This window comes from Comamonas sp. 23 (assembly GCF_049601575.1).
In the GTDB taxonomy this organism is placed as follows: domain Bacteria; phylum Pseudomonadota; class Gammaproteobacteria; order Burkholderiales; family Burkholderiaceae_C; genus Comamonas; species Comamonas squillarum.
In genome coordinates, this window is record NZ_CP187127.1 from 4,290,356 (window position 1) to 4,316,457 (window position 26,102).

At 66.9% G+C, this 26,102-nt stretch carries 27 protein-coding genes; 23 read left to right on the forward strand and 4 right to left on the reverse strand.

The window, feature by feature from the left end; all coding sequences use genetic code 11:
• The first annotated feature begins 17 nt into the window (after positions 1–17).
• Together cobS and ACPEE1_RS19370 are read left to right on the forward strand one after the other, a co-directional pair.
• Positions 18–854, forward strand: coding sequence for an adenosylcobinamide-GDP ribazoletransferase (gene cobS, locus ACPEE1_RS19365; protein ID WP_182345026.1), 837 nt, complete (start codon positions 18–20; stop codon positions 852–854).
• Positions 851–1,435 carry a histidine phosphatase family protein gene (locus ACPEE1_RS19370; protein WP_182345025.1) on the forward strand — a complete coding sequence of 195 codons (585 nt, stop codon included), beginning with the start codon at positions 851–853 and terminating at the stop codon, positions 1,433–1,435. The genes cobS and ACPEE1_RS19370 overlap by 4 nt, the downstream gene beginning before the upstream one ends.
• Positions 1,436–1,484: 49 nt before the next feature.
• Here ACPEE1_RS19370 and ACPEE1_RS19375 read toward each other — a convergent pair whose 3' ends face one another.
• Positions 1,485–2,084 (reverse strand): type II secretion system protein N, encoded by a 600-nt coding sequence (locus ACPEE1_RS19375; RefSeq protein ID WP_182345024.1) that lies wholly within the window; start codon positions 2,082–2,084, stop codon positions 1,485–1,487.
• 65 nt (positions 2,085–2,149) lie between these two features.
• On the opposite strand from ACPEE1_RS19375, the gene gspG reads away from it, so the two are divergent.
• From gspG to ACPEE1_RS19445, 14 genes are all read left to right on the forward strand, one after another.
• Entirely contained in the window at positions 2,150–2,605 is a 456-nt protein-coding gene (gene gspG, locus ACPEE1_RS19380) for a type II secretion system major pseudopilin GspG (RefSeq protein ID WP_182345023.1), read from the forward strand.
• Between the two features lie 63 nt (positions 2,606–2,668).
• Entirely contained in the window at positions 2,669–3,118 is a 450-nt protein-coding gene (locus ACPEE1_RS19385; RefSeq protein ID WP_116924562.1) for a pilus assembly FimT family protein, read from the forward strand.
• A 22-nt stretch (positions 3,119–3,140) separates the two neighbouring features.
• The gene (gspI, locus tag ACPEE1_RS19390; protein WP_232539648.1) at positions 3,141–3,509 is read left to right on the forward strand and encodes a type II secretion system minor pseudopilin GspI; all 369 of its coding nucleotides are present in this window, start codon (positions 3,141–3,143) and stop codon (positions 3,507–3,509) included.
• Entirely contained in the window at positions 3,509–4,213 is a 705-nt protein-coding gene (locus ACPEE1_RS19395) for a PulJ/GspJ family protein (protein ID WP_116924560.1), read from the forward strand. The genes gspI and ACPEE1_RS19395 overlap by 1 nt, the downstream gene beginning before the upstream one ends.
• On the forward strand, positions 4,210–5,217 hold the full coding sequence (gspK, locus tag ACPEE1_RS19400; RefSeq protein WP_423934482.1) for a type II secretion system minor pseudopilin GspK: 1,008 nt from the start codon (positions 4,210–4,212) through the stop codon (positions 5,215–5,217). Before ACPEE1_RS19395 ends, gspK begins: the two co-directional genes overlap by 4 nt.
• 72 nt (positions 5,218–5,289) lie before the next feature.
• A complete protein-coding gene (gene gspL, locus ACPEE1_RS19405) occupies positions 5,290–6,543 on the forward strand; it encodes a type II secretion system protein GspL (protein ID WP_182345022.1) in 1,254 nt (417 codons plus the stop codon).
• Entirely contained in the window at positions 6,540–7,094 is a 555-nt protein-coding gene (gspM, locus tag ACPEE1_RS19410) for a type II secretion system protein GspM (protein WP_182345021.1), read from the forward strand. The genes gspL and gspM overlap by 4 nt, the downstream gene beginning before the upstream one ends.
• A gap of 14 nt (positions 7,095–7,108) precedes the next feature.
• The gene (gene gspN / locus ACPEE1_RS19415; RefSeq protein ID WP_182345020.1) at positions 7,109–7,918 is read left to right on the forward strand and encodes a type II secretion system protein N; all 810 of its coding nucleotides are present in this window, start codon (positions 7,109–7,111) and stop codon (positions 7,916–7,918) included.
• 4 nt (positions 7,919–7,922) lie between these two features.
• A complete protein-coding gene (gspD, locus tag ACPEE1_RS19420; protein WP_182345019.1) occupies positions 7,923–10,241 on the forward strand; it encodes a type II secretion system secretin GspD in 2,319 nt (772 codons plus the stop codon).
• Between the two features lie 24 nt (positions 10,242–10,265).
• Positions 10,266–11,627, forward strand: coding sequence for a GspE/PulE family protein (locus ACPEE1_RS19425; protein ID WP_021025525.1), 1,362 nt, complete (start codon positions 10,266–10,268; stop codon positions 11,625–11,627).
• Between the two features lie 71 nt (positions 11,628–11,698).
• Complete coding sequence (locus ACPEE1_RS19430) at positions 11,699–11,980, forward strand: hypothetical protein (protein WP_021025524.1); 282 nt, start codon at positions 11,699–11,701, stop codon at positions 11,978–11,980.
• 111 nt (positions 11,981–12,091) lie between these two features.
• Positions 12,092–13,108, forward strand: coding sequence for an LLM class flavin-dependent oxidoreductase (locus ACPEE1_RS19435; protein WP_198424348.1), 1,017 nt, complete (start codon positions 12,092–12,094; stop codon positions 13,106–13,108).
• A gap of 82 nt (positions 13,109–13,190) precedes the next feature.
• A complete protein-coding gene (locus ACPEE1_RS19440; RefSeq protein ID WP_182345018.1) occupies positions 13,191–13,760 on the forward strand; it encodes a hypothetical protein in 570 nt (189 codons plus the stop codon).
• Positions 13,761–13,875: 115 nt separating this feature from the next.
• On the forward strand, positions 13,876–15,210 hold the full coding sequence (locus tag ACPEE1_RS19445) for a glycerate kinase type-2 family protein (protein WP_423934493.1): 1,335 nt from the start codon (positions 13,876–13,878) through the stop codon (positions 15,208–15,210).
• A 33-nt stretch (positions 15,211–15,243) separates the two neighbouring features.
• Here the strand turns inward: ACPEE1_RS19445 and ACPEE1_RS19450 are convergent, their stop codons facing one another.
• Positions 15,244–16,161: a LysR family transcriptional regulator gene (locus ACPEE1_RS19450; protein WP_116924552.1), complete on the reverse strand. Its 918-nt coding sequence runs from the start codon at positions 16,159–16,161 to the stop codon at positions 15,244–15,246.
• A 212-nt stretch (positions 16,162–16,373) separates the two neighbouring features.
• Here ACPEE1_RS19450 and gcl point away from each other — a divergent pair, with 212 nt between their 5' ends.
• From gcl to gspF, 6 genes are all read left to right on the forward strand, one after another.
• Positions 16,374–18,164 carry a glyoxylate carboligase gene (gcl, locus tag ACPEE1_RS19455; protein ID WP_423934496.1) on the forward strand — a complete coding sequence of 597 codons (1,791 nt, stop codon included), beginning with the start codon at positions 16,374–16,376 and terminating at the stop codon, positions 18,162–18,164.
• A 32-nt stretch (positions 18,165–18,196) separates the two neighbouring features.
• On the forward strand, positions 18,197–19,000 hold the full coding sequence (gene hyi, locus ACPEE1_RS19460) for a hydroxypyruvate isomerase (protein WP_423934500.1): 804 nt from the start codon (positions 18,197–18,199) through the stop codon (positions 18,998–19,000).
• A 50-nt stretch (positions 19,001–19,050) separates the two neighbouring features.
• Positions 19,051–19,965: a 2-hydroxy-3-oxopropionate reductase gene (locus tag ACPEE1_RS19465; protein WP_116924549.1), complete on the forward strand. Its 915-nt coding sequence runs from the start codon at positions 19,051–19,053 to the stop codon at positions 19,963–19,965.
• Positions 19,966–20,003: 38 nt separating this feature from the next.
• Positions 20,004–20,702: a helix-turn-helix transcriptional regulator gene (locus ACPEE1_RS19470; protein WP_182345012.1), complete on the forward strand. Its 699-nt coding sequence runs from the start codon at positions 20,004–20,006 to the stop codon at positions 20,700–20,702.
• Between the two features lie 102 nt (positions 20,703–20,804).
• Positions 20,805–21,455, forward strand: a complete 651-nt coding sequence (locus tag ACPEE1_RS19475) for a glutathione S-transferase family protein (RefSeq protein ID WP_116924547.1) — start codon at positions 20,805–20,807, stop codon at positions 21,453–21,455.
• 87 nt (positions 21,456–21,542) lie between these two features.
• Entirely contained in the window at positions 21,543–22,760 is a 1,218-nt protein-coding gene (gspF, locus tag ACPEE1_RS19480; protein WP_116924546.1) for a type II secretion system inner membrane protein GspF, read from the forward strand.
• Between the two features lie 173 nt (positions 22,761–22,933).
• Here gspF and ACPEE1_RS19485 read toward each other — a convergent pair whose 3' ends face one another.
• Both ACPEE1_RS19485 and uxuA read right to left on the reverse strand, forming a co-directional pair.
• Positions 22,934–23,950, reverse strand: a complete 1,017-nt coding sequence (locus ACPEE1_RS19485) for a Bug family tripartite tricarboxylate transporter substrate binding protein (protein WP_116924545.1) — start codon at positions 23,948–23,950, stop codon at positions 22,934–22,936.
• A gap of 23 nt (positions 23,951–23,973) precedes the next feature.
• Positions 23,974–25,050 (reverse strand): mannonate dehydratase, encoded by a 1,077-nt coding sequence (gene uxuA, locus ACPEE1_RS19490; protein WP_207788041.1) that lies wholly within the window; start codon positions 25,048–25,050, stop codon positions 23,974–23,976.
• Positions 25,051–25,238: 188 nt separating this feature from the next.
• On the opposite strand from uxuA, the gene ACPEE1_RS19495 reads away from it, so the two are divergent.
• Complete coding sequence (locus ACPEE1_RS19495) at positions 25,239–25,973, forward strand: FadR/GntR family transcriptional regulator (RefSeq protein ID WP_260718885.1); 735 nt, start codon at positions 25,239–25,241, stop codon at positions 25,971–25,973.
• Positions 25,974–26,102 lie beyond the last annotated feature (129 nt).

The following is a 26,102-nucleotide window of genomic DNA, read 5'->3' on the forward strand; positions in this document are numbered from 1 at the left end:
ACGGGCCCAGCCGCAGCATGCAAGCCTTGCGCCATTTTCTGCTCGCGGTGCAGTTTTTCACCCGCATCCCGGTCACCGGCAAGCTGGGCGACTGGGTGGGCTACAGCCCCGAGATGCTGCGCGCCAGCGCCGGCCACTTCCCCGGCGTGGGCTGGATCGTGGGCCTGGTGGCCGCCGGGGTGCTCGCCGCTGGCAGCCTGCTGCTGCCAGCTGGCAACGCCTACAGCCCGCTGGTCGCCGCCGTGCTCAGCACCTTGGCCACCGTGCTGCTCACCGGCTGCTTCCATGAGGATGGCTTGAGCGATGTGGTCGATGGCCTGGGCGGCAGCCACGAGCGCCAGCGCGCGCTGGAGATCATGAAGGACTCGCGCATCGGCGCCTATGGCGCGATGGCGATGGTGCTGGCCGTGCTCAGCAAGACGGCCCTCATCGCGCTGCTGGCCAGCCATAGCCTGGCGCTGGCCATGGCGAGCTTGGTGGCCGCCCATGTCATTGCCCGGCTATGGCCCATGTTTGTCGTGCGCAGCCTGCCCCATGTGGGCGACAGCGCCTCGTCCAAAAGCAAGCCTTTGGCTGCCTTTATCAGCCGCCAAGGCCTGGCCTGCTGCCTGCTCTGGTCGCTGCCCGCCGCCTTGCTGCTGGGTCTCAGCCAAGGCTGGGTGGTCTTGCTGCTGGCGCTGGTGCTCAGCGCCGCCGCTGCGCTGTGGATGCGCCAGTGGCTGCAGCGCCGCCTGCAAGGCTTTACCGGTGATGGCCTGGGCGCTGCCGAGCAGGTCAGCGAGATGGCGTTCTACCTGGGCGCGGCGCTGTCGCTGGGCCCCGCAGGCCTGTGGTTGGCCAAGGCTGTGGCATGAGCGCACTGTGGCTGCAGCGCCATGCCCAGCCCCTGGTGGCGCCGGGCATCTGCTACGGCCGCACCAACATCGCCGCCGATGACAAGGCCACCGCTGCCGCCGCACTGGCCCTGCAAAGTGCCTGGGCGGCTGAGGCACTGCCGGCCGGCACCGTCTGGCATTCGCCACTGCAGCGCTGCAGCCAGCTGGCCACCGCCTTGCAGGCGCAGGCACCGGCATTCGCGCTGCGCGCCTGCGACGATCTGGCAGAAATGGACTTTGGTGCCTGGGAAGGCCAGCGCTGGGACGGCATCGCCCGCGAAGAGATGCAGGCCTGGACCGCTGACTTTATGGCCTATGCACCAGGCGGTGGTGAGGCGCTGGCCACGATGATGGCGCGCGTGGCGCGTGCGCTGGATGCCGCGCGCCAACAGGCGCTGGACACCGGCCAGCCCGTGCTGTGGATCAGCCACGCAGGTGTTGCGCAATGCGCGCATTGGCTGCTGACCCGGGGCCAAAGGCTACCGCTGGCCAAGGACTGGCCCTCGGTCAAGCTCACGTATGGGGAATGGCTCCGATTGCCGCTGTTCGGCGAGGCCTGAGAGCCGCTTCAGGCCGCCCCCAACAAACTTTTACGTAAAGCGCCGGCGATCAGTCGCGCAAGGAACCGGTGCTGCGGTCCACATTCGGTGCGGCAGCGGGTACGGGGGCAGCGCCTTGCGGTGCCGCAGCCACGGCATTTGGGGCATTCTGGGCATTGGGCACAGTGGCCGGGATCGGCGCAGCCACCGTATCCACTGGGCGCAAGGCCGGCAGGTTGATCGTCACAGCTGCCGGGCCATCGACACCGGCGCCCAGGCTCACGGCACGGGGCGCATCGCTGCGCAAGGCCTGCAGCACCAGGCCATCGGCCACGACCGTGCCCACGCGGAACACCTTCGCAGGCTGGTCATCCACGGCGATGACGGCCGCGCCGCCACCGCTGTCCTTGCCCACCATCACGCCCAGCAGGCGCCAGCGGGTCGGGGCAGCGGGCGCCGCAACGGGCGCGCCATCCTGCACACCAAAGAGCCGCGCCATCGCAGCGCCATCGACCTGCACCTGGGCGGGGCCACCGGCCTGCGGGGCCAACAGCACCTGGCGTGGCGCCGACAGCTTGAGCCCCCAGAACACCGCCAATGCCGCAGCGCCAGCCCACAAAAGGCCGGCCGCCAGCCGAGGAGACCAGGGGTTGCGTGATAGTGTCACCATTCGCAGATTATGATGCACCCAGATGTCAGTTTCACCACTTTGACCCCCTTTGACCTGAGAGCATGATGTTTTCCTTCCGCCCGCAGTCGGCTGCACGCCGCATCCAAGCCAATATCCAGCGCGGCTTTACCCTGATCGAGCTGATGGTGGTGCTGGTCATCATCGGCGTGCTGGCCGCGCTGATCGTGCCCAATGTGATTGGCGCTGCCGACGAAGCGCGCGTGACCGCAGCGCGCACCGACATCACCAACATCAGTGGTGCGCTCAAGCGCTACCGCCTGGACAACCAGCGCTACCCCACCGCCGAGCAGGGCCTGGCCGCGCTGATCAACCGCCCCAGCAGCGGCCCCGCGCCGATGAACTGGAAGCCCTATCTGGAAAAGCTGCCCAATGACCCCTGGGGCCACCCCTACCAGTACCTGAACCCCGGCGTCAAAGGCGAAGTCGATGTGATGAGCTTTGGCGCCGATGGCCAGGCCGGTGGTGAAGGCAACAATGCCGACATCGGCAGCTGGCAATAAGCGGCAATAAGCCCGCCTGATCGCTGCTTTCTGCCTTTTCCCGCTGCCCCGCTCTCCGGCCCCATGCCCTGCGCCCTTGCCCACCCCTTCCAGCCGCGCCGCCAGCGCGGCTTTACCTTGATGGAGCTGCTGGTCGTCATCACCTTGATGGCGCTGGCCAGCGCCGGCGTGGTGTTTGCGATAGGTGACAACAGCCAGGACCAGCTCCAGCGCGAAGGCCAGCGCCTGGCCGCCCAGCTCGAAGCCGCGCGTGCCCAGTCCCGCGCCAGTGGCCAGCCGGTGCGCTGGCGGGCCGACAGCCAGGGCTTTGTCATCGAAGGCCTGCAAGGCGGCACCCGCCAGGGCGCCTGGCTGCACCCGCCGGTGGCGGTGCGCAGCAGTGGCGATATCATCCTGGGGCCCGAGGCACTGATCGGCCCGCAGACGGTGCTGCTGGCCTACCCCAGCCGCAATGCGGGCAGCATTGCCGTGGCGACCGATGGTGTGCGCCCGTTTGAACTACAGGCCCCCTGAACCCTTTCCCGACCAGCCCCGCGTGCCCAGCAAGCCCTCTCCCCATTCCGGCTTCACCCTGATAGAGGTGCTGGTCGCGCTCGCCATTGTCGCCATCGCCTTGCTCGCCGGCGGTAAGGCGATGAACGCGCTGACCCAGACGGCAGGGCGGCAAAGCGATGTGATGCTCGCGCAGATCTGCGCCGAAAACCAGCTGATCGCCGCGCGCCTGTCGCAGCAGTTGCCGGGACTGGGCAGCACCAGCGTGGCCTGTGAGCAGGCCGGCCGCATGTTCGATGTGCGCGTGGGCGTGTTTGCCACGCCCAACCCGGATTTCCGCCGCATCGATGCCCATGTGTTCTCCGGCGGCGCGCCCTTGCTGCGCCTGAGCACCATCGTGGGGAGGTACTGATGCAGCGCTTCCCCCGTTGTAGCCAGCCACGCAGCCAGGGCTTTACCTTGATCGAGCTGCTGATCGCGATTTCCATTCTGGCGGTGATGACCATTGCCAGCTGGCGCGGCATCGATGGCATGGTGCGCGCCCAGCAGCAGGCCCGTGATTACAGCGAAGAGGTGATGGTGGTGCAGGCGGCGCTGTCGCAGTGGAACACCGACCTCAATGGCATTGAGCGCGTCGCAGCCACCACCCCGATCGACTGGGATGGCCGCGTGCTGCGCCTGACGCGCCGCAGCAGCGATATCAATGAACAAGGCCTGCGCGTGGTCAGCTGGGCCCAGCGCCGCCTGGGCAACCGCGACTACTGGGTGCGCTGGCAGTCGGCCCCCGTGCGTGATCTGCAGCAGTGGCAGCAGGCCTGGGACATGGCCGCGCATGCGGTCACCAACAGCGCGCTGACCAACAACGCCGATGGCGGCCCGCAGCAAACGGTGCTGATGCCCATCAGCGGCTGGCAGCTGCTGTATTTCCGGGGCAACAGCTGGAGCAATCCGCTGTCCAGCCAGGGCGCCAATCCCCAGGCCGATGCCAACAACCCCACGACGGTGGCGCTGCCCGACGGCATCCGCCTGCGTCTGGAGCTGCCCGCGCCCGGTGCGCTCTCCGGGGTCATCACCAACGACTGGGTCAACCCCATCGTGTCGGGCAACAAATCATGAAGCGGCTCCGCATTCCCCGCCGTGGCCAGCGCGGCGCAGCGCTGCTGGCGGCCATGCTCACCGTCACCCTGGTGGCCACGATTGCCGCCAGCGCCGTCTGGCAGCAGTGGCGCAATCTGGAGGTCGAAGGCGCCGAGCGCACCCGCGTGCAGGCCGCCTGGCTGCTGCTGGGCGGGCTGGATTTCTCGCGCCAGGTGCTGCGCCAGGATGCGCGTGTGGGCGGCCCCGATTCGCTCTCCGAGCCCTGGTCGGTGCCGCTGGCCGAAGCGCGCCTGTCCACCTTCTTGCAGGCCTCCAACAACCAGAGCAATGCCGACGACAGCAGCATCGATGCGGCCCAGGCGTTTTTGTCGGGTGCGATTGTCGATGCCCAGGCGCGGCTCAATATCCGCAACCTGGTCTCCAACAACCAGATCAACAGCGTCGCGCTGCGCCAGTTCCAGCGCCTGTTCGAGCGCCTGGGCCTGCCCGGCACCGAACTGACCGTCCTCAGCCAGCAGGCACTGGCCGCGCTGCGCACCGAGGGGAAGGCGGCCAATGCGCCGCTGCTGCCGCGCACCTACAAGGAGCTGGCCTGGTGGGGCCTGTCGCCGTCCACCCTGACCCAGCTGGAGCCCTATGTGGTGCTGCTGCCCCAGGAGAGCAAGGTCAACGTCAACACCGCCTCGGCCACCGTGATCTGGGCCGCTGTCGAGGGCATGGATTTTGCAACTGCCCAGCAGATCGCCCAGCTGCGCCTTAACAAGGCTTTCGAGAGCAGCGCCGAGCTGCAGCAGCGCTTTAGCAGCAACACCGCGCTCAACAATGCCAACGCAGTGCTCGATGTCAAATCGGTGTATTTCGAGGTCTGGGCGCGGCTGCGCTTTGACGACCTGGTGGTGCAGGAGAAATCCCTGGTCTACCGCCAGGGGCTGAATGTAACAACCGTGGTGCGTGAGCGTGGTGCCGCACTGGCCACCAGCCTGATGGGCGATGGCAGCGCCAACCCGGTGGCGGCGCGCTAACAGGAACATGATGACAAACGTATTGCAGTTTGGTGAAGCCGGGCCCTCTACAATGCAGCGCACAACACGCTCATGAGTACATTACTGATTTCACTGCCGCTGGCCTCGGGGCCAGATACAGGGCCCAGCTCGGCCTGGAGCTACAGCTATGCCCTGTCGCCCGATGGCGTGACCATCGGCCAGCAAGGCAGCACCACCGCCGGCCTGCTGCCCCAGCCCGGCCGCGCCGGTGAAGTGGTGGCCGTGGTGCCCGCGGCCATGCTGTCGTGGCAACGGGTCAGCCTGCCCCAGGGCGTCGGCCCGGGCTCGCCCCGGCTGCGAGCGGTGCTCGAAGGTCTCTTGGAAGAGCGCCTGCTCGACGACCCCGCCCAACTGCACTTTGCCTTGCAACCCGACACCCGTGCCGCCGGCCAGGGCGAGCCGATCTGGATCGCCTGCTGCCCGCGCCAGTGGCTGCGCGAGCACCTGCAGGCGCTCGAAGCCGCAGGCCGCGCCGTGGCCCGCGTGGTGCCCAGCCATGCCCCGGGCGAGCCCGCACCTGATGGCGCGCAGATCCTGGTCACCGGCAGCCCCGAGCTGGCGCAGGCCGTGGTCTATGGCACGGACAGCGCCGACGCGGTGCTGGTGCTGCCAGTCTCGCGCGAAAGCGCAGCGCTGCTGCCCCCGCTCGGGCCCGACAGCATCGTCCATGCCGAGCCGGCCGTGGTCAGCACCGCCGAGCACTGGCTTCAACGCCCGGTACAGCTCTACAGCCCGGCGCAAACCATGCGCGATGCCGCGCGCAGCGACTGGGACCTGGCGCAGCTCGAATTTGCCAACAGTGGACGCAACCGCCTGCAGCGGCGCCTGGGCAGCGGCCTCAATGATGTGCTCCATACCCCCGCCTGGCGCCCGGCGCGCTGGGCCCTGCTGGCCCTGGTCGTGCTCAGCTTGGTGGGCGCCAATATCTGGGCGTGGCAAGAGCGCCAGCAGCTGCAGGCCAAGGCCGCACTGGTGCGCAGCAGCTTGACGCAGGCCTTCCCCAAGGTGCAGGTGGTCGTCGATGCGCCCGTGCAGATGGCGCGCGAAGTCGCCAACCTGCGCCAGGCCTCGGGTGGCTTGTCGCCATCGGACGCCGAGCCGCTGCTGGCCGCCGCCGGCCAGGCGCTGGCCAGCCTGCCCGCAGGCACGGTGCCCAGCACGGTCGAATACAGTGGCGGCGAGCTGCGCCTGCGCGGCCTGCCCACCGATGGCTTTGATGCCTTCAGCCAGAAACTGCAAGCCCAGGGCCTGCAGGCCCAGATGCAAAACGACCAGTGGGTCATCCGCGCGCAGGCCCAGCCATGAAGAAAAATTCCTCCCGACCGTCGGCATCTGCAGCGGCTTCGTCCCCCGCAGCCCAATTGCTGCGCCAACGCTGGCGCGCGCTGGATGCGCGTGAGCGCCGGGGCGTCAGCCTGGCCGCTGCCCTGGTGCTGATGGCGCTCTTGTGGTGGCTGGCGATTGCGCCGGTACTGCAGACCTGGCGCAGCGCGCCCGCCGCGCATGCCCAGCTCGACCAGCAACTCGCCCGCATGCAAGCCTTGCAGGCCGAAGCGCGCCAGCTGCAATCGGCCACCACGGTGACCACCACGCAAGCGCGCCAGCAGCTCGAAGCCTCGCTCACGCAGCAGCTGGGCACCAGCGCCAAACTGGCCGTGCTCGGCGAGCGCGTGACCGTCACCTTGAGCCGCGCCTCGGCCGCATCCACCCAGCGCTGGCTGGGCCAGGTGCGTGCCAATGCGCATGCGATTGCCACCGAGCTGCGCCTGACCCGCGATGAGCCGGCCAAGGGCGCAGGCCCGGCTGCCGCGCCCACCTGGTCGGGCAATATCGTCTTGCAGTTGCCGGCCCAATAAGCGGCACACAGCGCATGGCCCGGCAACACTCGAACCCCACCCTGCCCCACGGCAGCGCCCGTGCGCCCTGGCGCTGGGCCGCCGTGGGCGCCTGCACCGGCGGCCTGGCCGCCCTGGTGCTGTTTGCGCCCGCACACTGGTTGGCGCAGGGCCTGGCCTGGGCCAGCCAGGGTCAGCTGCAGCTGCGCGAGCCGCGTGGCACCGTCTGGAACGGTTCAGCCCAATGGGTATTTACTGGTGGCCAGGCCAGCCGCGACCAGATGGCCCTGCCCGGCCGGGTGGACTGGGCACTGCGCCCCAGCCTGCGCGGCCTCAACATGCGCTGGAATGCCAGCTGCTGCATGGCCGCGCCGATGCCCATCCGCATCCAGCCCCACTGGGGTGGCGCCAAGGTGCAGCTGGGCGCCCATGAAAGCCGCTGGCCGGCATCGCTGCTGGTGGGCCTGGGCACGCCCTGGAACACCATCCAGCCCCAGGGCCAGCTGCTGCTCAAGACCCGTGAGCTGTCGCTGGCACTCAACGCCGGGCGCCTGCAGGTCGAGGGCGGCGCCGATCTCGATGTGATGGCGGTGACCTCACGCCTGTCCACGATACAGCCGCTGGGCAGCTACCGCCTGCAACTGCAAGGCGGTGACAGCACCAGCTTGCAGCTGTCCACCTTGGACGGCGCGCTCCAGCTCAAAGGCCAGGGCCAATGGGTGGGCCAGCGCCTGCGTTTTCAGGGAGAAGCCTGGGCTGCCGAAGGGCGCGAGGCGGCTCTTGCGAATCTATTGACTATGATTGGGCAGCGCAGCGGAAGCCGCGTGCTGCTCTCGGTTGGCTGAACATATGATGCAATACCACTCTCCCATTTATCGATTTGCGCTGCACTCCATCGCAGCGAGCGTCCTTCTAATGGGCGGCAACGGCGCGGCGCTGGCGCAGACAGCCATCAACACCGGCACGGCCAGCATTCGCGCCGGCGAGCCGGTGACGCTGAACTTCGCCAACGCCGACATCGAGTCCATCGCGCGCACCATGGCCACCATCACCGGCAAGAGCGTGGTGGTCGATCCGCGCATCAAGGGCACGATGAACCTGGTGACCGACCGGCCCGTCTCGCCCCAGGCCGCGTTCGAGCAGTTCCTGGCAGCGCTGCGCCTGCAGAACTACACCGTGGTCGAGGCCGCAGGCCTGTACAAGGTGGTGCCCGAGGCCGATGCCAAGCTGCAAGGCGGCACGGTGCGCATCACCCAGGGCGGCGCGGGCGGCCAGGTGCCCGGTGGCGGCCAGATCGTCACCCAGATCTTCAAGCTCAACTTCGAGAGCGCCAACAACCTGGTGCCGGTGCTGCGCCCGCTGATCAGCCCCAACAACACCATCAATGTGAACCCGGGCAACAACTCCCTGGTCATCACCGACTACGCCGACAACCTGCAGCGCCTCTCGCGCATCATCGCGTCGATGGATGTGGCCAACGCCAGCGATGTCGAAGTGGTGCAGCTCGAACACGCGGTCGCTACCGACATCGTGCCCATGCTGCAGCGCCTGCTGGAAGGCGGCCAGACCGTGTCTGCCAGCGGCAGCGCCACCGCCGGTGCAGCCCCCGGCGCCGCGCAGACCGACAATGCCTACCGCACCTCGGTGCTGGCCGACCCGCGCACCAACAGCATCTTGCTGCGCGCAGCCAACCCGGCGCGCCTGTCGCAGGCCAAGATGCTGATCGGCAAGCTCGACAGCCCCAGCCGTGGCGGCAATGCCTCGGGCAACATCCATGTGGTCTATCTGCGCAATGCCGATGCCACCGCGCTGGCCACCACCTTGCGCGCGGCCCTCGCCGGCCAGGACGGCAACAGCGCCAGCCCCGCCACCAACCTGTCGAGCAGCGGCAGCAGCGGGGGCCTGAGCAGCAACACGCGCAGCGGCGCCACGTCGCTGGGCGGCAGCACCAGCGGCACGCTGGGCAACAGCGCCAGCAGCAGCAGTGCGGGCGGCCTGGGCTCGGGCGCACGCCTGGGCACCGGCACCTCGCTGGGCACCTCGGGGGAGAGCGGCAGCGCCACCGGCGGCATCATCCAGGCCGACACGGCCACCAATTCACTGATCATCACCGCGCCCGAGCCGCTGTACCGCCAGATCCGCTCGGTCATCGACCAGCTCGACAGCCGCCGCGCCCAGGTGCTGGTCGAGAGCCTGATCGTCGAAGTCAGCGCCGAGAAGGCCGCGCAGTTTGGCGTGCAGTGGCAAAGCCTGCTGGGCCAGGGCAACAATGTTGTCGGCGTCATCGGCAACAACTTCACCGTGGGCGGGGCCAACCTGTTCAACCTGGCCGCCGGCATTGCCAACAACACCTACAGCACCCTGCCCAGCGCCGGCATGAACGCCGGTATCGCCTTCAAGCACAACGGCGAGTATGTGCTGGGCGCGCTGGCCAACCTGCTGCAGTCCAATGCCGATGGCAATGTGCTGGCCACCCCCAACCTGCTCACCCTGGACAACCAGGAAGCGCAGATCCTGGTCGGCCAGAATGTGCCCTTTGTCACCGGCTCCTACGCCAACAGCACCGGCAGCAGCACCGTCAACCCCTTCACCACGGTGGAGCGCAAGGATGTGGGCCTGACCCTGCGCGTGCGCCCGCAGATCAATGCCAATGGCACCGTCAAGCTGACGATCTACCAGGAGACGTCTGACGTGCTCGCCGGCACGACCACCAATGCCAACGGCCCCACCACCAACAAGCGCTCGATCGAATCGACCGTGCTGGTGGACGATGGCTCGGTCATCGTCATTGGCGGCCTGCTGCAGGACCAGTACTCCGGCTCGGTGCAGAAGGTGCCTTACCTGGGCGATATCCCCGGCATTGGCGCGCTATTCCGCAGCGACACCCGCTCGCGCAAGAAGACCAACCTGATGGTCTTCCTGCGCCCCGTGGTGATGCGCGATGCCGCCGCCACCCAGCAGGTCAGCATGGACCGCTACGAGCTGATGCGCGGCGCCCAGATCGCCGCCCAGCCCGAGCAAAGCACCCGCGTGCCGATCAATGAGTCGTCGATCATCACGCCGCTGGCCCAGCAGACCTCCGGCCTGCCGCTGGGTGCGTCCGAGACGCCGGTGATCGAATCGCGCCCCCTGACCGTGACGCCGCAAGGCATGCGCTTCGAGCCCTGATAGCGCCCACAGAGACCCGAAGCCATGCGCCACCCCCTGCCCTATGCCTTTGCGCGCAGCAGCCAGCTGCTGCTCGAAGAAGATGCCGGCCAGCACCTGCTGTGGCACGGCGCCCAGCCCCAGGGCTCGGCGCTGTCCGAGGTGCTGCGCAAGTACCCCGTGCAGCACCTGGCCCAGCTGGGCGATGCCGAGCTGGCCCAGCGCATCAGCGCTGCCTACTCGCACAGCGAATCGAATGCCGCCACCGTGATCAGCGAGGTCGAAGAAGGCACCGACCTCTCGCGCATGATGCAGGACATCCCTGCCGTCGAGGACTTGCTCGAATCGGCGGGCGACGCGCCCATCATCCGCATGCTCAACGCCCTGCTCACGCAAGCGGCGCGCGACGGCGCCTCGGACATCCACATCGAGCCCTATGAGCGCCATTCCAGCGTGCGCTTTCGCATCGATGGCTCGCTGCGCGAAGTGGTGCAACCCCACCGCGCCTTGCATGCGGCGCTGATCTCGCGCCTCAAGATCATGGCCGATCTGGACATCTCGGAAAAACGCCTGCCCCAGGACGGCCGCATCAGCCTGCGCCTGGGCACCCGCGCCATTGATGTGCGCGTCTCCACCCTGCCCAGCGCCCATGGCGAGCGCGCTGTGCTGCGTTTGCTCGACAAGAGCGAATCCAAGCTCAGCCTGGGCTCGGTCGGCATGCAGGGCGAAACCCTGCGGCGCTTTGAAAAACTGGTGGCCCAGCCGCACGGCATCGTGCTGGTGACCGGCCCCACCGGCTCGGGCAAGACCACCACCTTGTATGCGGCGCTGAGCGGCCTCGACGCCAGCCAGGGCAACATCATGACGGTGGAAGACCCGATCGAGTACGAGCTCTCGGGCATCGGCCAGACCCAGGTCAACCCCAAGATCGACCTGACCTTTGCCAAAGCGCTACGGGCCATCCTGCGCCAGGACCCGGACATCATCATGATTGGCGAAATCCGCGACTTCGAGACCGCGCAGATCGCCATCCAGGCCTCGCTCACCGGTCACCTGGTGCTGGCCACCCTGCACACCAACGATGCGACCAGCGCCATCACGCGCCTGACCGACATGGGCGTCGAGCCCTTTCTGCTGTCCTCGTCGCTGCTGGGCGTGCTGGCCCAGCGCCTGGTGCGCCGCATCGACGACAGCGACCCCAGCGGCTACCGGGGCCGCACCGGCATCTTCGAGCTGCTGGTGGTGGACGAGGCCATCCGCGCCCAGATCCACGCCCAGGCGCCGGAAACCGAAATCCGCAACCAGGCGATGGCCGCCGGCATGCACCTGATGCGCGAGGATGGCGAGCGCTTGGTGCGCGAAGGCATCACCAGTGCAGAAGAGGTCGTGCGCGTCACCCGCGATTAACCAAAATTCGCCGAATACCCCGTAGTCGCCGCCCACGCCAACGGGTATTGGCGATTTGACACAATCGCCCCATGTTGGAATCGCTCAATACCCTCGTCGCGCCCTACGGCGGCATGTTGTTTCTCTGGCTCACCGTGCTGGCCATCGCCAGCCTGGCAGCGCTGCGCCATTTTCAGCCGCGCATGTCCACCGCACAGCTGCGCCGGCTGATGCGCATCGCCGGCCTGATGGCGCTGGTGATCTCCTGGTTTGCGATGCAGCAAGGCGAGCGCTACCTGGCGACCGCGCTGCTGGTGCTGCTCTGGGGGATTCTGGTGGGCATCAGCTGCGCGCGGGCGATTCGGCAGCGTTGAATTCAGGCTCCTTGTACAAGGGGCCGGTCGGGCAAGAACAAGGCTCCGACCTTCGCATTTCCCCCATACCCACAGTCAGCAAAGGATATTTGCCTAGGCAAGAATGTCCGCATGACTGAGACAAAAACACCCCCCGCGCTTTCGATGTTGGACCTGGTGGCTGTGCGCGAAGGCGGCACCGTTGCTCAGGCTTTGCAACTGGCCGTGCGCACGGCGCAGCATGTCGAGTCGCTCGGCTTTACGCGCTACTGGATGGCCGAACACCACAATATGCCGGGCATTGCCAGCTCGTCCACGGCCGTGCTGATCGGCCATGTGGCGGGCGCCACCCGGCACATCCGTGTGGGTTCGGGCGGCATCATGCTGCCCAACCATGCCCCCTTGGTGGTGGCCGAGGCCTTTGGCACCTTGGCCGAGCTCTACCCAGGCCGTATCGACCTGGGCCTGGGCCGCGCGCCCGGCACCGATGGCATGACGATGCGGGCGCTGCGCCGTGACCGGGTCGAGACCGAAGAAGACTTTCCCCGCGATGTGCTGGAGCTGCAGCGCCTGCTGGGCCCCGCCCAACCCGGGCAAAAGCTGGTGGCCACACCGGGCGCTGGCACCAATGTGCCGCTGTGGTTGCTGGGCTCGAGCCTGTTCTCGGCCCAGTTGGCCGCGCACCTGGGCCTGCCCTATGCCTTTGCCTCGCACTTTGCGCCGCGCATGCTGCAGCAGGCGGTGCAGCTGTACCGCGACCTGTTCAAGCCCTCGGCCACGCTGGACAAGCCCTATGTGATCGTCGGCGCGCCGGTGATCGCAGCGCCTACCGACAGCGAGGCCGAGTTCCTCGCCAGCAGCACCTACCAGCGCGTGCTGGGCATTGTGACGGGCAAGCGCGGTCTGCTGCCTCCACCGGTCGAAGGCTTTATGGAGGGCCTGAACATGGCCGAGCGCCAGGCGATCGAAGGCTTTTTGGCGGTGGCCTCCATCGGCGGCCCCGAGCGTGTACAGCAGCGCCTCAAGGTGCTGGCCCAGCACACCGGCGCCGACGAGCTGATGCTGGTTTGCGATATCTATGATGGCGATCTGCGTCTGCGCTCGCTCGATATTGCTGCGCAGGCCCTGCGGGCCGGCTACGCAGCCTAAACACGGCCTTTACTCCCTGATCGGCGCCCTTTTTTCAGCAAAAGGGACGCTGATCCCGTCCCACCCAGGCTATGCTTGCGCCATGTCTGTCTCCTATAGAACCACCCTGCCAGCGGCGCTGACGGCCTGCAGCTTGCTGGCCGGCTGCATGCAGCAGCCCCCCGACGATCCCCCAGCTCCCACGCCCCAGGCCCAGCAGGCCGCACCGGCCGTGGCCCCGCCTGCCGCAGCCGCGCAGCCCCAGCCCAGCGCTCGCAGCGAAGACCCGGCCTTGGCCGCGCATATGCAAACGCCCGAGTTCCGCCGCGAATACCGCAGCAAGCAGGAGCAATTGCAGACCGAGGCCGAGGTGCAGGAAAGCGCCCCCTGGTTGGGCAGCACGGGCCTGACGGAGGCCCAGGAGCGCTCCGTGCCCCGCTATGTGCGCATGGAGCTGGGCCAGTCGCTCGCCAGCGCCGACCCGGTGCGTGCCGAAGATCTGCAGTACATCGGCCAGTTTGCCGAGTTGGATGGCACCGTCTACTACTGGCGCATTCCCGACAAGGCCCATGCCCATGGCGACACCCATGCCGGCCCGGCCTATGTCTATATCCGCAAGGATGCGGCGGGCGTGTTCTACACCGACTGGGGCAACCGCACGCCACCCGGTTGACACGCGGCGCCGTGCGCGGCGTTATCGCACTGCTGAACACCCCCTGGCCAGGAATAACGCCTATTCCACCTGCGCCTGCCGCCTGCTTTCATAATGGCCAGCGGAGACCTACCGCATGAGCCACACCCCCCAGCCAGCGCTGGCCGATCCCCGGCGCGATCCCCTGCAGTTTCTTCTGGACCTGTACCAGCGCGCGGTACAGCGCGCCCAGCCCCTGCACAGCATGGCGCAGTACCTGCCCCCGCCGCCCAAAGGCCGCACCGTGGTGCTGGGCGCCGGCAAGGCGGGCGGCTCGATGGCCCAGGCGCTCGAGGCCCTGTGGCCCCAGGACGCGCCGCTGTCGGGCCTGGTCGTCACCCGCTATGGGCATATTCCGCCGCGCCCGCCTGGGCTGGCCCAGCGCCTGGAGGTGGTTGAAGCCGCCCATCCCGTGCCCGATGCCGCCGGCCTGGCCGCTGCCGAACGTATATTGGCGCTGACCCAGGGCTTGACGGCCGATGACCTGGTGCTTTGCCTGATCTCGGGCGGCGGCTCGGCCCTGCTGACCCTGCCAGCCGACGGCATGGACCTGCAGGACAAGCAGCGCATCAACCAGGCCCTGCTGGAGAGCGGCGCCGCCATTGGCGAGATGAACTGCGTGCGCAAGCACCTCTCGCGCATCAAGGGCGGGCGCCTGGCCGCTGCCTGCTACCCCGCCAAGCTGGTGACCTTGACCATCAGCGATGTGCCCGGGGACGACCCCTCGGTCATCGCCAGCGGCCCCACGGTGCCCGATGCCTCAACCTGCGCCGACGCGCTGGCGATTCTGAACCGCTACCAGATCGCGCTGCCCGAGCGCCTGCGCGCCGCACTGGAAGATGGCTCGCTGGAGACGCCCAAACCCGGCGACCCGCGTTTTGCCGGCCATGAGGTGCATCTGATCGCCACGCCCCAGCAATCGCTGGATGCGGCGGCCGAAGCCGCAGGTGCAGCCGGTATCGCCGCCCATGTGCTGTCGGATGAGATCGAGGGCGAGTCGCGTGAGATCGGCAAGATGCATGCGGCGCTGGCACGCGCCGTGGCCCGCCACGGCAGCCCCTTTGCCAAACCTTGCGTCATCCTCTCCGGAGGCGAGACCACCGTCACCATCCGCCCGCGCCAACCCGGTGCTGCGAAGGGGCGCGGCGGCCGCGCTGGCGAGTTCTGCATGGGCCTGGCGCAGGCCCTGCAAGGCCAGGCGGAAGTCTGGGCGCTGGCGGCCGATACCGATGGCATCGATGGCGTCGAAGACAATGCCGGCGCGCGCCTGGCACCCAACACGCTGCAGCGCGCCGCTGCACTGCAGCTGCGCCTGAGCGACCACCTGGACCGCAACGATGCCTATGGTTTTTTCGAGGCGCTGGGCGACCTGGTGGTGACCGGGCCTACGCACACCAACGTCAACGATTTCCGCGCCATTCTGATCCTGTGATGCGGGCTGCCAGGCTTGCCAGACCCTCCGCGCCTAGCCTCCTTGGGCCAGGTTCTCCCACCAGGCGGCATCAAAGCTGCCCTGCAAGAACGCGATAAAGGACTGCACCTTTTGCGGCACCAGGCGCGGCGAGGGGTAGACGGCGTGGATCTCCTGCTCAGGCAGGCGGCAGGTCTTGAGCACCTCGACCACGCGGCCCGCCTTGAGCGACTCATGCGCCACATAGCGCGGCAGTGCGGCCACGCCCATGTGCGAGCGCGCCGCGGCCAGTAAGGCCGAGAGGTTGTTGGAACGCAGCCGCCCGGTGACCGGCACGGAGACGGACTCGCCACTGGCATTGCGCAGCCGCCAGACATCGTTGCCCTGCACGCTGCTGTAGATCAGCGCCGAGTGCTCTTTCAAATCCGATGGCCGGCGCGGCGTGCCGTGCTTGCGCAGGTAGGCGGGCGAGGCCACCAGCACCCAGGGATTGACGCCCAGCATGCGCGCACCCAGCGACGAATCGGCCAGCTTGCCCAGGCGCAGCGCCACATCGATGCCCTGGGCCACCAGGTCGGTGTAGCGGTCTTCAAAGCTCAGGTCCACCTGCACCTGCGGGTTGTGTTGCATGAACTCCATCGCCAGCGGAATCAGCACGCGCCGCCCAAACGCGACTGAGCTGCCAATGCGCAGCTGACCCTGCACCTGCGTCTGCCGCACCTGCACCACATTGTCGGCATCGGCCACGTCGCTCACGATGCGCTTGCATTTTTCGTAGTACAGCGCGCCCGGCTCGGTCAGGCTCACCCCCCGCGTATTGCGGTTGAGCAGGCGCACCTTGAGCCGCGCCTCCATCGCTGCGACCTGCTTGGTCACCGTGGGCTGGGTCGATGAGAACTCCTGCGCCACCTTGGTGAAGCTGCCCGTTTCCACCACGCGCACAAACATGTGCATGGCATCGAGTCGGTCCATGGTTGTGTCTCCTGGGATTGCTGCGGCATGGCTTGCCGCATGTCACATGCTGGGCGCTTTTCTGAACAGGTTCGTGGCGCCTCTGCGCCCGATGATGCGGCATGCAGCGCAGTGCTGTCCATTCCTGGCTGGAATAAATTTTATGGTCCGCCTGCGCCTTCCGGCAAACGCTCGCCTTCCCTACAGTCGATCCCAGCTGTAAAGGAGACCCCATGGCCAAAATGAAAGCGATCGAAGCCGCAGTCCGCGTGCTGGAAAAAGAAGGTGTGAGCGTCGCATTCGGCGTTCCTGGCGCTGCCATCAACCCGCTGTACGCAGCGATGAAGGCGCATGGAGGCATCGGCCATATCCTGGCCCGCCATGTCGAAGGCGCCAGCCACATGGCCGAGGGTTATACCCGCGCCGTGGCCGGCAATATCGGGGTCTGCATCGGCACCAGCGGGCCGGCCGGCACCGACATGATCACGGGCCTGTACTCGGCCAGCGCCGACTCGATCCCGATCCTGTGCATCACCGGCCAGGCGCCGCGCGCCCGGCTGCACAAGGAGGACTTCCAGGCCGTGGACATTGCCTCCATCGCCAAGACTGTGACCAAATGGGCCACCACCGTGCTGGAGCCCGCCCAGGTGCCCGGTGCCTTCCAGCAGGCCTTCCATTTGATGCGCTCGGGCCGCCCCGGCCCGGTGCTGATTGACCTGCCCATCGATGTGCAGCTGGCCGAGATCGAGTTCGACATCGACACCTACGAGCCCTTGCCCGTCTACAAACCTGCCGCCACGCGCAAGCAGGCCGAAAAGGCTATCGCGATGCTCAATGCGGCCGAGCGCCCGCTGATCGTCAGCGGCGGGGGCGTCATCAACGCCGATGCGGCGGACTTGCTGGTGGAGCTGGCCGAGACCCTCAATCTGCCGGTGATCCCCACCTTGATGGGCTGGGGCAGCATCCCCGACGACCACCCCTTGATGGCCGGCATGTGTGGCCTGCAGACCAGCCACCGCTATGGCAACGCCAGCATGCTGGCCTCGGATTTTGTGCTGGGCATCGGTAACCGCTGGGCCAACCGCCATACCGGCTCGGTCGATGTCTACACCCGGGGCCGCCAATTCATCCATGTCGATATCGAGCCCACGCAGATTGGCCGCGTGTTTGCGCCCGATTTCGGCATCGTCTCGGATGCCAAGGCTGCGCTGGAGCAGTTCGTCGCCGTGGCCAAGGACTGGAAGGCCGCGGGCAAGCTGCGCGACCGCAGCGCCTGGGTCGCAGACTGCCAGGGCCGCAAGAACAGCATCGCCTACCTGCGCAAGACCCACTTCGACAACGTGCCGATGAAGCCCCAGCGTGTCTACCAGTGCATGAACCAGAGCTTGGACCGCGACACCACCTATGTCTCCACCATCGGCCTGTCGCAGATTGCCGGGGCGCAGTTTCTGCATGTCTACAAGCCGCGCAACTGGATCAACTGCGGCCAGGCCGGCCCCCTGGGCTGGACGACACCGGCCGCGCTGGGCGTGCGCGTGGCCGATCCGCAGCGCAAGATCGTCGCGCTGTCGGGCGACTACGACTTCCAGTTCATGATCGAGGAGCTGGCCGTTGGCGCGCAGTTCAAGCTGCCCTATATCCATGTGCTGGTCAACAACAGCTACCTGGGCCTGATCCGCCAGGCGCAGCGCGCCTTCAGCATCGACTACTGCGTGCAGCTGGCCTTTGACAACATCAACATGGAGCCCGACGAGGCCGCACGCGGCTATGGCGTGGACCATGTCAAGGTCGTCGAAGGCCTGGGCTGCAAGGCCATCCGCGTACACCGCCCCGAAGACTTTGCCCCGGCGATGCAGCAGGCCGAGGCCTGGATGGCCGAGCACCGCACGCCGGTCGTCATCGAATGCATCTTGGAGCGCGTGACCAATATCGCGATGGGCACCGAGATCGACAACGTCATCGAGTTCGAGGACCTGGCCAGCGGCAAGGCCGATGCGCCCAGCGCCCTTGCACTGCTGGATTGATGGATCCCTCGTTTTTTAACCGGAGTTTTGCCATGCCCCGTTTTGCTGCCAACCTCAGCATGCTGTTTACCGAAGTGCCGTTTCTCGACCGCTTTGAGCGCGCCGCCCAGGCCGGTTTTGAGGCCGTGGAGTTTCTGTTTCCCTATGCCTATACGGTTGAAGAGATCCAGCAGCGGCTCGATGCCACTGGCCTGCAGATTGTGTTGCACAACCTGCCTGCGGGCGACTGGGAATCGGGCGAGCGCGGCATTGCCTGCGATCCCCGGCGGGTGGACGAGTTCCGCGCCGGCGTCGCCCAGGCCGTCACCTATGCGCATGCACTGGGCGTGCCCCAGCTCAACTGCCTGGCAGGCAAAGCGCCCGCCGATGTGGATGCCGCCACCCTGCGCCGCACCCTGGTGGACAACCTGCGCTTTGCCGCAGCGGCGCTGAAGTTGGCCAAGCTGCGCCTGCTGGTCGAGCCCATCAATACCTTTGATATTCCCGGCTTTTACCTGAGCCGCACCGACCAGGCGCTGGCCATTCTGGATGAAGTGGGCGCCGCCAATGCCTTTGTGCAGTACGACATCTACCATGCCCAGCGCACGGAAGGCGAGCTGGCCGCCACCTTGCAAAAACACCTGGCGCGCATCGGCCATGTGCAGCTGGCCGACAACCCGGGCCGCCACGAGCCGGGCACGGGCGAGATCCACTACCCCTTCCTGTTCGCGCACCTGGACCGCATTGGCTACAGCGGCTGGGTGGGCTGCGAGTACAAGCCCGCGCAGGGCACCGAGGCGGGCCTGCACTGGCTGCAGACCGTGGCGGGCCAAAGGCGCACGACGGCTACCGCTTGATCGCACTCGAGAACCACACCCTTTTCCATAAAAACCAAGGAGATTTCTGCATGCATGCAACGCCCCTCAAACTGGGATTCATCGGCCTGGGCATCATGGGCGCGCCCATGTGCAGCCACCTGATTGCCGCCGGCCACCAGCTGTTCATCAACACGCGCGGCAAGGTGCCGGCCCCCATCGCAGAGAGCAGCGCCACCCAATGCACATCGGTGCGCGGCGTAGCCGAGCGGGCCGATATCGTCTTTGTGATGGTGCCCGACACCCCCGACGTCGAGCAAGTGCTGTTTGCGCCCGATGGCCTGGCCGCCGGCCTCAAGGGCAGCAGCGGCAAGATCGTGGTCGATATGTCGTCCATCTCGCCGGTCGCTACCAAGGACTTTGCCAAACGCATCAGCGCGCTGGGCGCGCAGTACCTGGATGCGCCGGTATCGGGCGGCGAAGTGGGTGCCAAGAATGCGACGCTGTCCATCATGGTGGGCGGGCCGGAGGCGGCGTTTGAACGGGTGAAACCGCTGTTCGAGACGCTGGGCAAGAACATCACCCTGGTCGGCGGCAATGGCGACGGCCAGACCGCCAAGGTGGCCAACCAGATCATCGTCGCCTTGAACATCGAGGCGGTGGCCGAGGCACTGCTGTTTGCATCGCGCGCCGGTGCCGACCCCGCACGGGTGCGCCAGGCGCTACTGGGCGGCTTTGCGTCATCCAAGATTCTCGAAGTGCATGCCGAGCGCATGATCCATCGCACGTTTGATCCCGGTTTTCGCATTGCGCTGCACCAAAAGGACCTGAACCTGGCGCTGGCCAGCGCGCGCCAGCTGGGCGTGTCCCTCCCCAACACCGCCCAGGCGCAGCAGCTGTTCAACAGCTGCGTGGCCCATGGCGGTGCGGGCTGGGACCATTCCGGCCTGGTACGCGCGCTGGAGATCCAGGCCAATTTCGAGATCGGGCAAAAGGCACCTGCCTGAATCTATGACAGGCCTGGCAGACCGGCTATGCTTGCGCGATGTCCCGCCCTGCCCGCCTGCTCCGCCTGCTCGATCTGCTGCGCCGCGCCCGCCAGCCCCAAACCGGCCCGGCGCTGGCCCAGACCCTGGAGGTGAGCCTGCGCACCGTCTACCGCGATATCGCCAGCCTGCGTGAGCAAGGTGCGGCGATCGAGGGCGATCCAGGCATTGGCTTTGAGATGCGGCCTGGCTTTTTGCTGCCGCCTTTGATGTTCAATGCCGATGAGCTCGAAGCCCTGCTGCTGGGCGCGCGCTGGGCCAGCCTGCAGGCCGACCCGCAGCTGGCCAGTGCGGCGAGCGCCGCGATGGATCGCATCCGCAGCGCCTTGCCGCTGGAGCTGCGCATCGCCGTCGATACCAGCGGCCTGATGGTTCCCAACATGCAGCCCAGCCCCCCGCCCGAGACCTGGCAGACTGGACTGCGCCGCGCGATCCGTGCCGAGCACAAGGTAGTGCTGCACTATGAGGACCAGCACGGCCGCCTGACCGAGCGCCTGGTCTGGCCCTTTGCGATGGCCTATTTCGACCGCAGCCGGGTGGTCTCCGCCTGGTGCGAGCTGCGCCAGGGCTTTCGCCACTTTCGCGCCGACCGGGTGCATGCGATGCAGGAGCTGCAGGAGCGCTATCCGCAAAGCCGCCATAGCCTCATCCAGCAGTGGTTGGCAGAGACCGGCTATACGCTGGACGGCTGGTCGTAAGCGCTCATCTGCGGCTTGATGCCAGCTGCTGACAGTTTCTGTCAGCCTCCCTGCCTAACCTACGGGCATGGCGATTTTGCCAGCCACCCGAAGGACCAAGACATGACCCCCCACAACGCCCCGCTGCGCTTTTTCTACCACCCCCAGTCCCGCGCCCGCATGGTGCGCTGGATGCTCGAAGAGTGCGATGCCGTCTACGAGCCGGTGCGGCTGGAGTTTGGCGGCACGATGAAGTCGCCCGACTACCTGGCGCTCAACCCCATGGGCAAGGTACCGGCACTGCAGCATGGCAACACGGTGGTGAGCGAGACCGGCGCGATCCTGGCCTACCTGGCCGATCTTTATCCCGAGAAAAAGCTGGCACCGGCGCTGGGCAGCGCCGAGCGCGGCAGCTACTACCGCTGGCTGTTCTTGGTGGCGGGCCCGGTCGAGGCGGTGTCCACCGCCAAGGCCGAAGGCTGGCTGCAGAACCAGACCGAGCGCCAGGCACTGTCGGCCGGCTATGGCCGTTTTGACGATGTGCTGCGCAGCCTGCAGCTGGCGGTGTCCGGCAAGCGCTATGCCTGTGGCGACCACTTCACCGCCGCCGACCTGTACCTGGCCAGCTATATCGGCTGGAGCATGCACGAAGGCACCCTGCCCAGCCTGCCCGAGTTCCAGGACTACGCGCTGCCGCTGCTGCAGCGCCCCGCTGCCCAGCGCGCCGATGCGCTCGATGGCCCCGCAGAGATGCCCGCCGCAGCCGCTGCCTGATCGGGCCACTGCCATCTGCATGCCATGGGGATCAGGCACAATAGCCCGGGGTGGCCATGGAGCCACCTTGTTTTATCCACCTGCCCCATGCCCGCTTTTTCGTACGAAGTTCTAGACGCCCAGGGCCAGACCCGCAAGGGCATGATCGAAGCCGACAGCGCCAAGGCCGCGCGCAGCCTGCTGCGTGCCCAGGCCATGGTGCCCTTGGCGGTCGAGCCGCTGGGCGATGTCGACGACAGCGGTGCCAGCATGGTGCGCAGCCGGCGTGCGGTCTTCAATGCCACGGGCCTGGCGGTCTGGACGCGCCAACTCGCCGGCCTCATCAGCTCGGGCCTGCCGCTCGAGCGCGCGCTGACCGCGCTGATGGAAGAGATCGACAGCGAGCCCCAGCGCCAGCTGGTGGCCAGCCTGCGCGCCGAAGTCAATGGCGGCTCCACCTTTGCCAAGTCGCTGGCCCTCTACCCCCGTGATTTTTCGCAGATATACCGCGCCGTGATCGATGCGGGCGAGCACAGCGGCCACCTCGACCAGGTGCTGTCGCGGCTGGCCGATGATTTGGAAGAGCGCGACCAGCTCAAGAACAGCCTCATCGGTGCCTCGCTCTACCCGGCCATCGTCACCTGCTTTGCCTTTGTCGTGGTGATGGTGCTGATGAGCTATGTGGTGCCCCAGGTGGCCGAGGTGTTCTCGGGCACCAAGCATGCGCTGCCGCTGCTCACCCGCATCATGCTGGGCTTTAGCGATCTGATCCGCCACTGGTGGTGGTTGGGCGCGGGCCTGGCGGTTGTCGGCACCGTGCTGCTGCGCCTGTCGCTGCGCCAGCCCGCCTTTCGCCAGCGCTTTGATGCCGGCTGGCTGCAGCTGCCGGTCGTCGGCAAGCTCTCGCGCAACTACAACGCCGCCCGCTTTGCCTCGACCCTGGCCATGCTCAGCAATGCCGGCGTGCCCATCTTGAAGGCGCTGCAGGCCGCTGCGCAGACCGTCTCCAACCAGGCGATGCGCCAGGATGCCATCGATGCGCTGGACCAGGTGCGCGAGGGCGCGCCGCTCGCCTCGGCCCTGGCGCAGAAAAAGCGCTTCCCCGCGCTGCTGTCGATGTTTGCCCGCCTGGGCGAGCAGACCGGCGAGTTGCCGCAGATGCTGCAGCGCGTGGCCAACCAGCTGGCTGGCGATGTCAAGCGCCGCGCGATGCGCCTGGCCACCATCCTGGAGCCGCTGCTGATCGTCGGCATGGGCATCATTGTCGGCATCATCGTGATGGCGGTGCTGATGCCGATCATCCAGCTCAACCAGTTTGTGCGTTAAGCCACCGGTCTGACCCCGCTTGGCTCTGCCAAGGCCAGCGGGGCCCCCTTTAGAGTCGCTAACACGACCCAGCAAACCGCAGGTTTGCGGTTGAGACTAGGCGTCCTGCCGCAGGCAGTACAGTAGTACGACAAGGCAGGGCAACGACGTATCAAGGGTTGTGTTAGCGACTCTTACTCGGCGTGGATCTTGTTGGCCTTGACCACATCGCCCCAGAGCTTGTACTGCGCGCGCGTCATCGCGTCGAGCTGCTCGGGCGTGCCGCCGCCAGGCTGGTCACCGCGCTCCTGAAAGCTGCGGATCACCGCAGGTTCCTTCAGCACCGTGTTGATGGCAGCGTTGAGCTTTTGCACCACCTCAGGGCGGGTGCCGGGCGGGCCGTACATGCCGATGAAGGAGATGATCTCGAAATCCTTCAGGCCCACTTCGGCGGGGGTCGGCACATCGGGGAGCGAGGCCACGCGGCTGCTGCTGGTGACCAGGATGGGGCGCACCTTGCCGGACTTGATATACGGATCAAACACCGAGGTCGCATCAAACATGGCCTCGATGCGGCCGGCCATCAGGTCGATCACGGCAGGGCCACTGCCCTTGTAGGGCACATGGTTCATCGCCGGGCTGCCCAGGCGCTCGCGCATCAGCTCGGTAGTCACATGCACCAGCGAGCCGGCACCGGGCGTGCCATAGTCCACGCCCTTGCCAGCCTTGGCGCGCTCCTTGACCAGGGCCGCAAACTGCGCAAAGTCCTTGACAGGCGACGAGGTGGGCACCACCAGCACCAGTGGCGACTGCAGCAAGATGCCCACGGGCACAAACTTGGTCGGGTCCACAATGCCCAAGGTCGGGAAGACGTGCGGGGTCACCGTCATCGAGCCATTGCCCACCAGCATGCGGTAGCCATCGGGGGCTGAGCGCATGATGTCGGCCGAGCCCAGGTTGCCGTTGACGCCGGCCTTGTTCTCGATGACCACGCCCTGGCCCAGATTGGCCGCCAGGCTGTTGCTGAGCACACGGGCGGCAAAATCGGTCTGCCCCCCTGGCGGAAAGCCCACCATCAGGGTGACCGGCTTGGTCGGGTAGGCGGTCTGCGCCAGCGCCGGGGCGCCCGCGCCGATCAAGCTGGCGCCCAGCGCCAGACCCAGGGTCAGTTTGCGACGCAGCATGGCGTGCGATAGTTGAACGGTCGTCATTGTTATGTCTCCTTGGTGTGAAATCAGACTGCAGCAGGCACTGCGCTGTCTTGCTGCTCGGGCGAGAACTTGTCCACCGCCTCCCACAGGCCATTGATATAGACGGCGCCCAGCGCCCGGTCGTAAAGGCCATAGCCGGGCTTGCCGGTTTCGCCCCAGATCATGCGGCCGTGGTCCGGGCGCACATAGCCTGCAAAGCCCACATCGTGGTAGGCCTTGACGATGGCCGCGATATCGAGCGAGCCACAGGTCGAGAGGTGCGCGGTTTCTTCAAAGTCGCCCTCGGGCGATACCTTGACATTGCGGATATGCGCAAAGTGGATGCGGCCGCGCCCGCCAAACTCGCGCACCAGCGCCTCGACATTGTTCTGCGGGCCAGCGCCCAGCGAGCCCGAGCACAAGGTCAGGCCATTGGCGGGGCTGTCGATCAGGTCGACGATGCGGGCGAGGTCATCGCGGTTCTTGACGATGCGCGGCAGGCCAAAGATCGGGCGCGGTGGGTCATCGGGGTGGATGGCCATCTTGATGCCGCATTCCTCGGCCACCGGGATGACGGCCTGCAGAAAATAAGCCAGGTTCTGCCAGAGCTGCTCGGCATCGACCTGGCGGTAGGCCTGCAGCAGGCCTTGCAGCTCATCGCTGCGGTAGCTGCTGTCCCAGCCGGGTAGCGAGATGCCTTTTTCCGCATCGATGCTGTCGGCCTGGCGGCTGTCAAAGGCCAGGCAGGTGGAGCCATCGGGCAGCTGCTTGGCCAGCTCGGTGCGCGTCCAGTCAAACACTGGCATGAAGTTGTAGCAAACCACCTGCACACCGGCGGCGGCCAGATGGCGCAGGGTTTGCTGGTAATTGGCGATCAGCTGGTCGCGGCTGTCGCGGCCGAGCTTGATGTCCTCGTGCACCGGCACCGATTCCACCAGCTCAAAAGCCAGGCCAGCGTCTTCAATCTGCTGCTTGAGCGCCTCGATCTTGGCCAGCGGCCAGACGGCGCCCACCGGCTCGTCGTAGATCGCCGAGACGATATGCGTGACCCCGGGGATCTGGCGGATATAGGCCAGGGACACGGGGTCTGCGCTGCCAAACCAACGAAACGACATCTTCATGAAAAACCTTTTGCTGCAATCAAAAATCTGGTTAGACCAATTCTACAAACTGGCTAGACCATTTAGATTGATGGTTTACCACTATGTCCGGTATTTGCCGCGTTGGGGCCGGACGGCGGCTTACACTGCTGCTGGCCCTTCCGGTTTTGTCGGACCGGCCGATGAACGGAATACGGAATACGCGCAAGATGCCCAACAAGCTGGTCCCGACGGTTGACGACGACAGCCGCACCACCGGTGTCAGGTCCTACCAGGACCTCGCCAGAAAAATCCTGGAAGAAACTGCCACAGACAGCGCGGCGGCCGACCAGCGCCTGCCCTCGGAGCGCACCCTGGCCGATATGTTTGGCGTCAGCCGCACTGCCGTGCGCGAGGCCATCATTGCGCTGGAGGTGCAAGGCCTCGTCGAGGTGCGCCTGGGCTCGGGCATCTACCTGCAGCCCACGGGTGCCAGCGGCCCCAGCCGCCTGCCCGCCTTTGATGTGCCCACGGGCCCCGGCCCGCTGGAAACCCTGCGCGCCCGCGTGCTGGTCGAGGCCGAGATTGCCGCAGCCGCTGCCAGCGAGCGCCGCGATGCCGACCTGGACCGCATGCTCGACGCCCTTGCCACCATGCGCCTGCAGCTGGCCGACAAGGACGCCTACGACGCGGCCGACCGGCGTTTTCACCTTGCCATTGCCGAGGCCACCGGCAACCGCGTGCTGCAGCACATGGTGGAGGCCATGTGGGACAACGCCCGCCAGGACCCGCGCTGGGACAAGATCGAGCAGCATTTCCACTCCGAGCAGCTGCGCGAGGCCAGCCTCAAGGACCACCAGGCCATCTTTGCCGCGATTGCCGAGCGCCAGCCCGCGCAGGCGCGCCAGGCGATGCAGCAGCATCTGGGGCGGGTGATCTCGCAGTTCTCCCAGGCCTGGTATTGAGAGGGACTAATACAGCCCTTGATACGTCGTTGCCTGGCCGGCCGCGCCAAGCCTTGTCGTACTTTCAGTACTGCCTGCGGCTTCACGCGTCGTTGGGAGCGCCTAGCTTCAACCGCCAACCTTGGGTTG

Excerpts from the sequence above, each read along its gene's own strand:
- hyi (WP_423934500.1), top strand. The coding sequence starts at position 18,197 with ATGCCCCGTTTTGCTGCCAACCTCAGCATGCTGTTTACCGAAGTGCCG.
- gcl (WP_423934496.1), top strand. The coding sequence starts at position 16,374 with ATGGCCAAAATGAAAGCGATCGAAGCCGCAGTCCGCGTGCTGGAAAAA.
- gspM (WP_182345021.1), top strand. The coding sequence starts at position 6,540 with ATGAAGAAAAATTCCTCCCGACCGTCGGCATCTGCAGCGGCTTCGTCC.
- ACPEE1_RS19445 (WP_423934493.1), top strand. The coding sequence starts at position 13,876 with ATGAGCCACACCCCCCAGCCAGCGCTGGCCGATCCCCGGCGCGATCCC.
- gspG (WP_182345023.1), top strand. The coding sequence starts at position 2,150 with ATGTTTTCCTTCCGCCCGCAGTCGGCTGCACGCCGCATCCAAGCCAAT.
- gspD (WP_182345019.1), top strand. The coding sequence starts at position 7,923 with ATGATGCAATACCACTCTCCCATTTATCGATTTGCGCTGCACTCCATC.
- ACPEE1_RS19425 (WP_021025525.1), top strand. The coding sequence starts at position 10,266 with ATGCGCCACCCCCTGCCCTATGCCTTTGCGCGCAGCAGCCAGCTGCTG.
- gspF (WP_116924546.1), top strand. The coding sequence starts at position 21,543 with ATGCCCGCTTTTTCGTACGAAGTTCTAGACGCCCAGGGCCAGACCCGC.
- ACPEE1_RS19370 (WP_182345025.1), top strand. The coding sequence starts at position 851 with ATGAGCGCACTGTGGCTGCAGCGCCATGCCCAGCCCCTGGTGGCGCCG.
- ACPEE1_RS19440 (WP_182345018.1), top strand. The coding sequence starts at position 13,191 with ATGTCTGTCTCCTATAGAACCACCCTGCCAGCGGCGCTGACGGCCTGC.
- ACPEE1_RS19470 (WP_182345012.1), top strand. The coding sequence starts at position 20,004 with ATGTCCCGCCCTGCCCGCCTGCTCCGCCTGCTCGATCTGCTGCGCCGC.
- ACPEE1_RS19475 (WP_116924547.1), top strand. The coding sequence starts at position 20,805 with ATGACCCCCCACAACGCCCCGCTGCGCTTTTTCTACCACCCCCAGTCC.
- ACPEE1_RS19495 (WP_260718885.1), top strand. The coding sequence starts at position 25,239 with ATGCCCAACAAGCTGGTCCCGACGGTTGACGACGACAGCCGCACCACC.
- ACPEE1_RS19395 (WP_116924560.1), top strand. The coding sequence starts at position 3,509 with ATGCAGCGCTTCCCCCGTTGTAGCCAGCCACGCAGCCAGGGCTTTACC.
- cobS (WP_182345026.1), top strand. The coding sequence starts at position 18 with ATGCAAGCCTTGCGCCATTTTCTGCTCGCGGTGCAGTTTTTCACCCGC.
- uxuA (WP_207788041.1), bottom strand. The coding sequence starts at position 25,050 with ATGAAGATGTCGTTTCGTTGGTTTGGCAGCGCAGACCCCGTGTCCCTG.
- gspL (WP_182345022.1), top strand. The coding sequence starts at position 5,290 with ATGAGTACATTACTGATTTCACTGCCGCTGGCCTCGGGGCCAGATACA.
- gspN (WP_182345020.1), top strand. The coding sequence starts at position 7,109 with ATGGCCCGGCAACACTCGAACCCCACCCTGCCCCACGGCAGCGCCCGT.
- ACPEE1_RS19375 (WP_182345024.1), bottom strand. The coding sequence starts at position 2,084 with ATGGTGACACTATCACGCAACCCCTGGTCTCCTCGGCTGGCGGCCGGC.
- ACPEE1_RS19385 (WP_116924562.1), top strand. The coding sequence starts at position 2,669 with ATGCCCTGCGCCCTTGCCCACCCCTTCCAGCCGCGCCGCCAGCGCGGC.
- ACPEE1_RS19430 (WP_021025524.1), top strand. The coding sequence starts at position 11,699 with ATGTTGGAATCGCTCAATACCCTCGTCGCGCCCTACGGCGGCATGTTG.
- gspK (WP_423934482.1), top strand. The coding sequence starts at position 4,210 with ATGAAGCGGCTCCGCATTCCCCGCCGTGGCCAGCGCGGCGCAGCGCTG.
- ACPEE1_RS19450 (WP_116924552.1), bottom strand. The coding sequence starts at position 16,161 with ATGGACCGACTCGATGCCATGCACATGTTTGTGCGCGTGGTGGAAACG.
- ACPEE1_RS19465 (WP_116924549.1), top strand. The coding sequence starts at position 19,051 with ATGCATGCAACGCCCCTCAAACTGGGATTCATCGGCCTGGGCATCATG.
- ACPEE1_RS19435 (WP_198424348.1), top strand. The coding sequence starts at position 12,092 with ATGACTGAGACAAAAACACCCCCCGCGCTTTCGATGTTGGACCTGGTG.
- ACPEE1_RS19485 (WP_116924545.1), bottom strand. The coding sequence starts at position 23,950 with ATGACGACCGTTCAACTATCGCACGCCATGCTGCGTCGCAAACTGACC.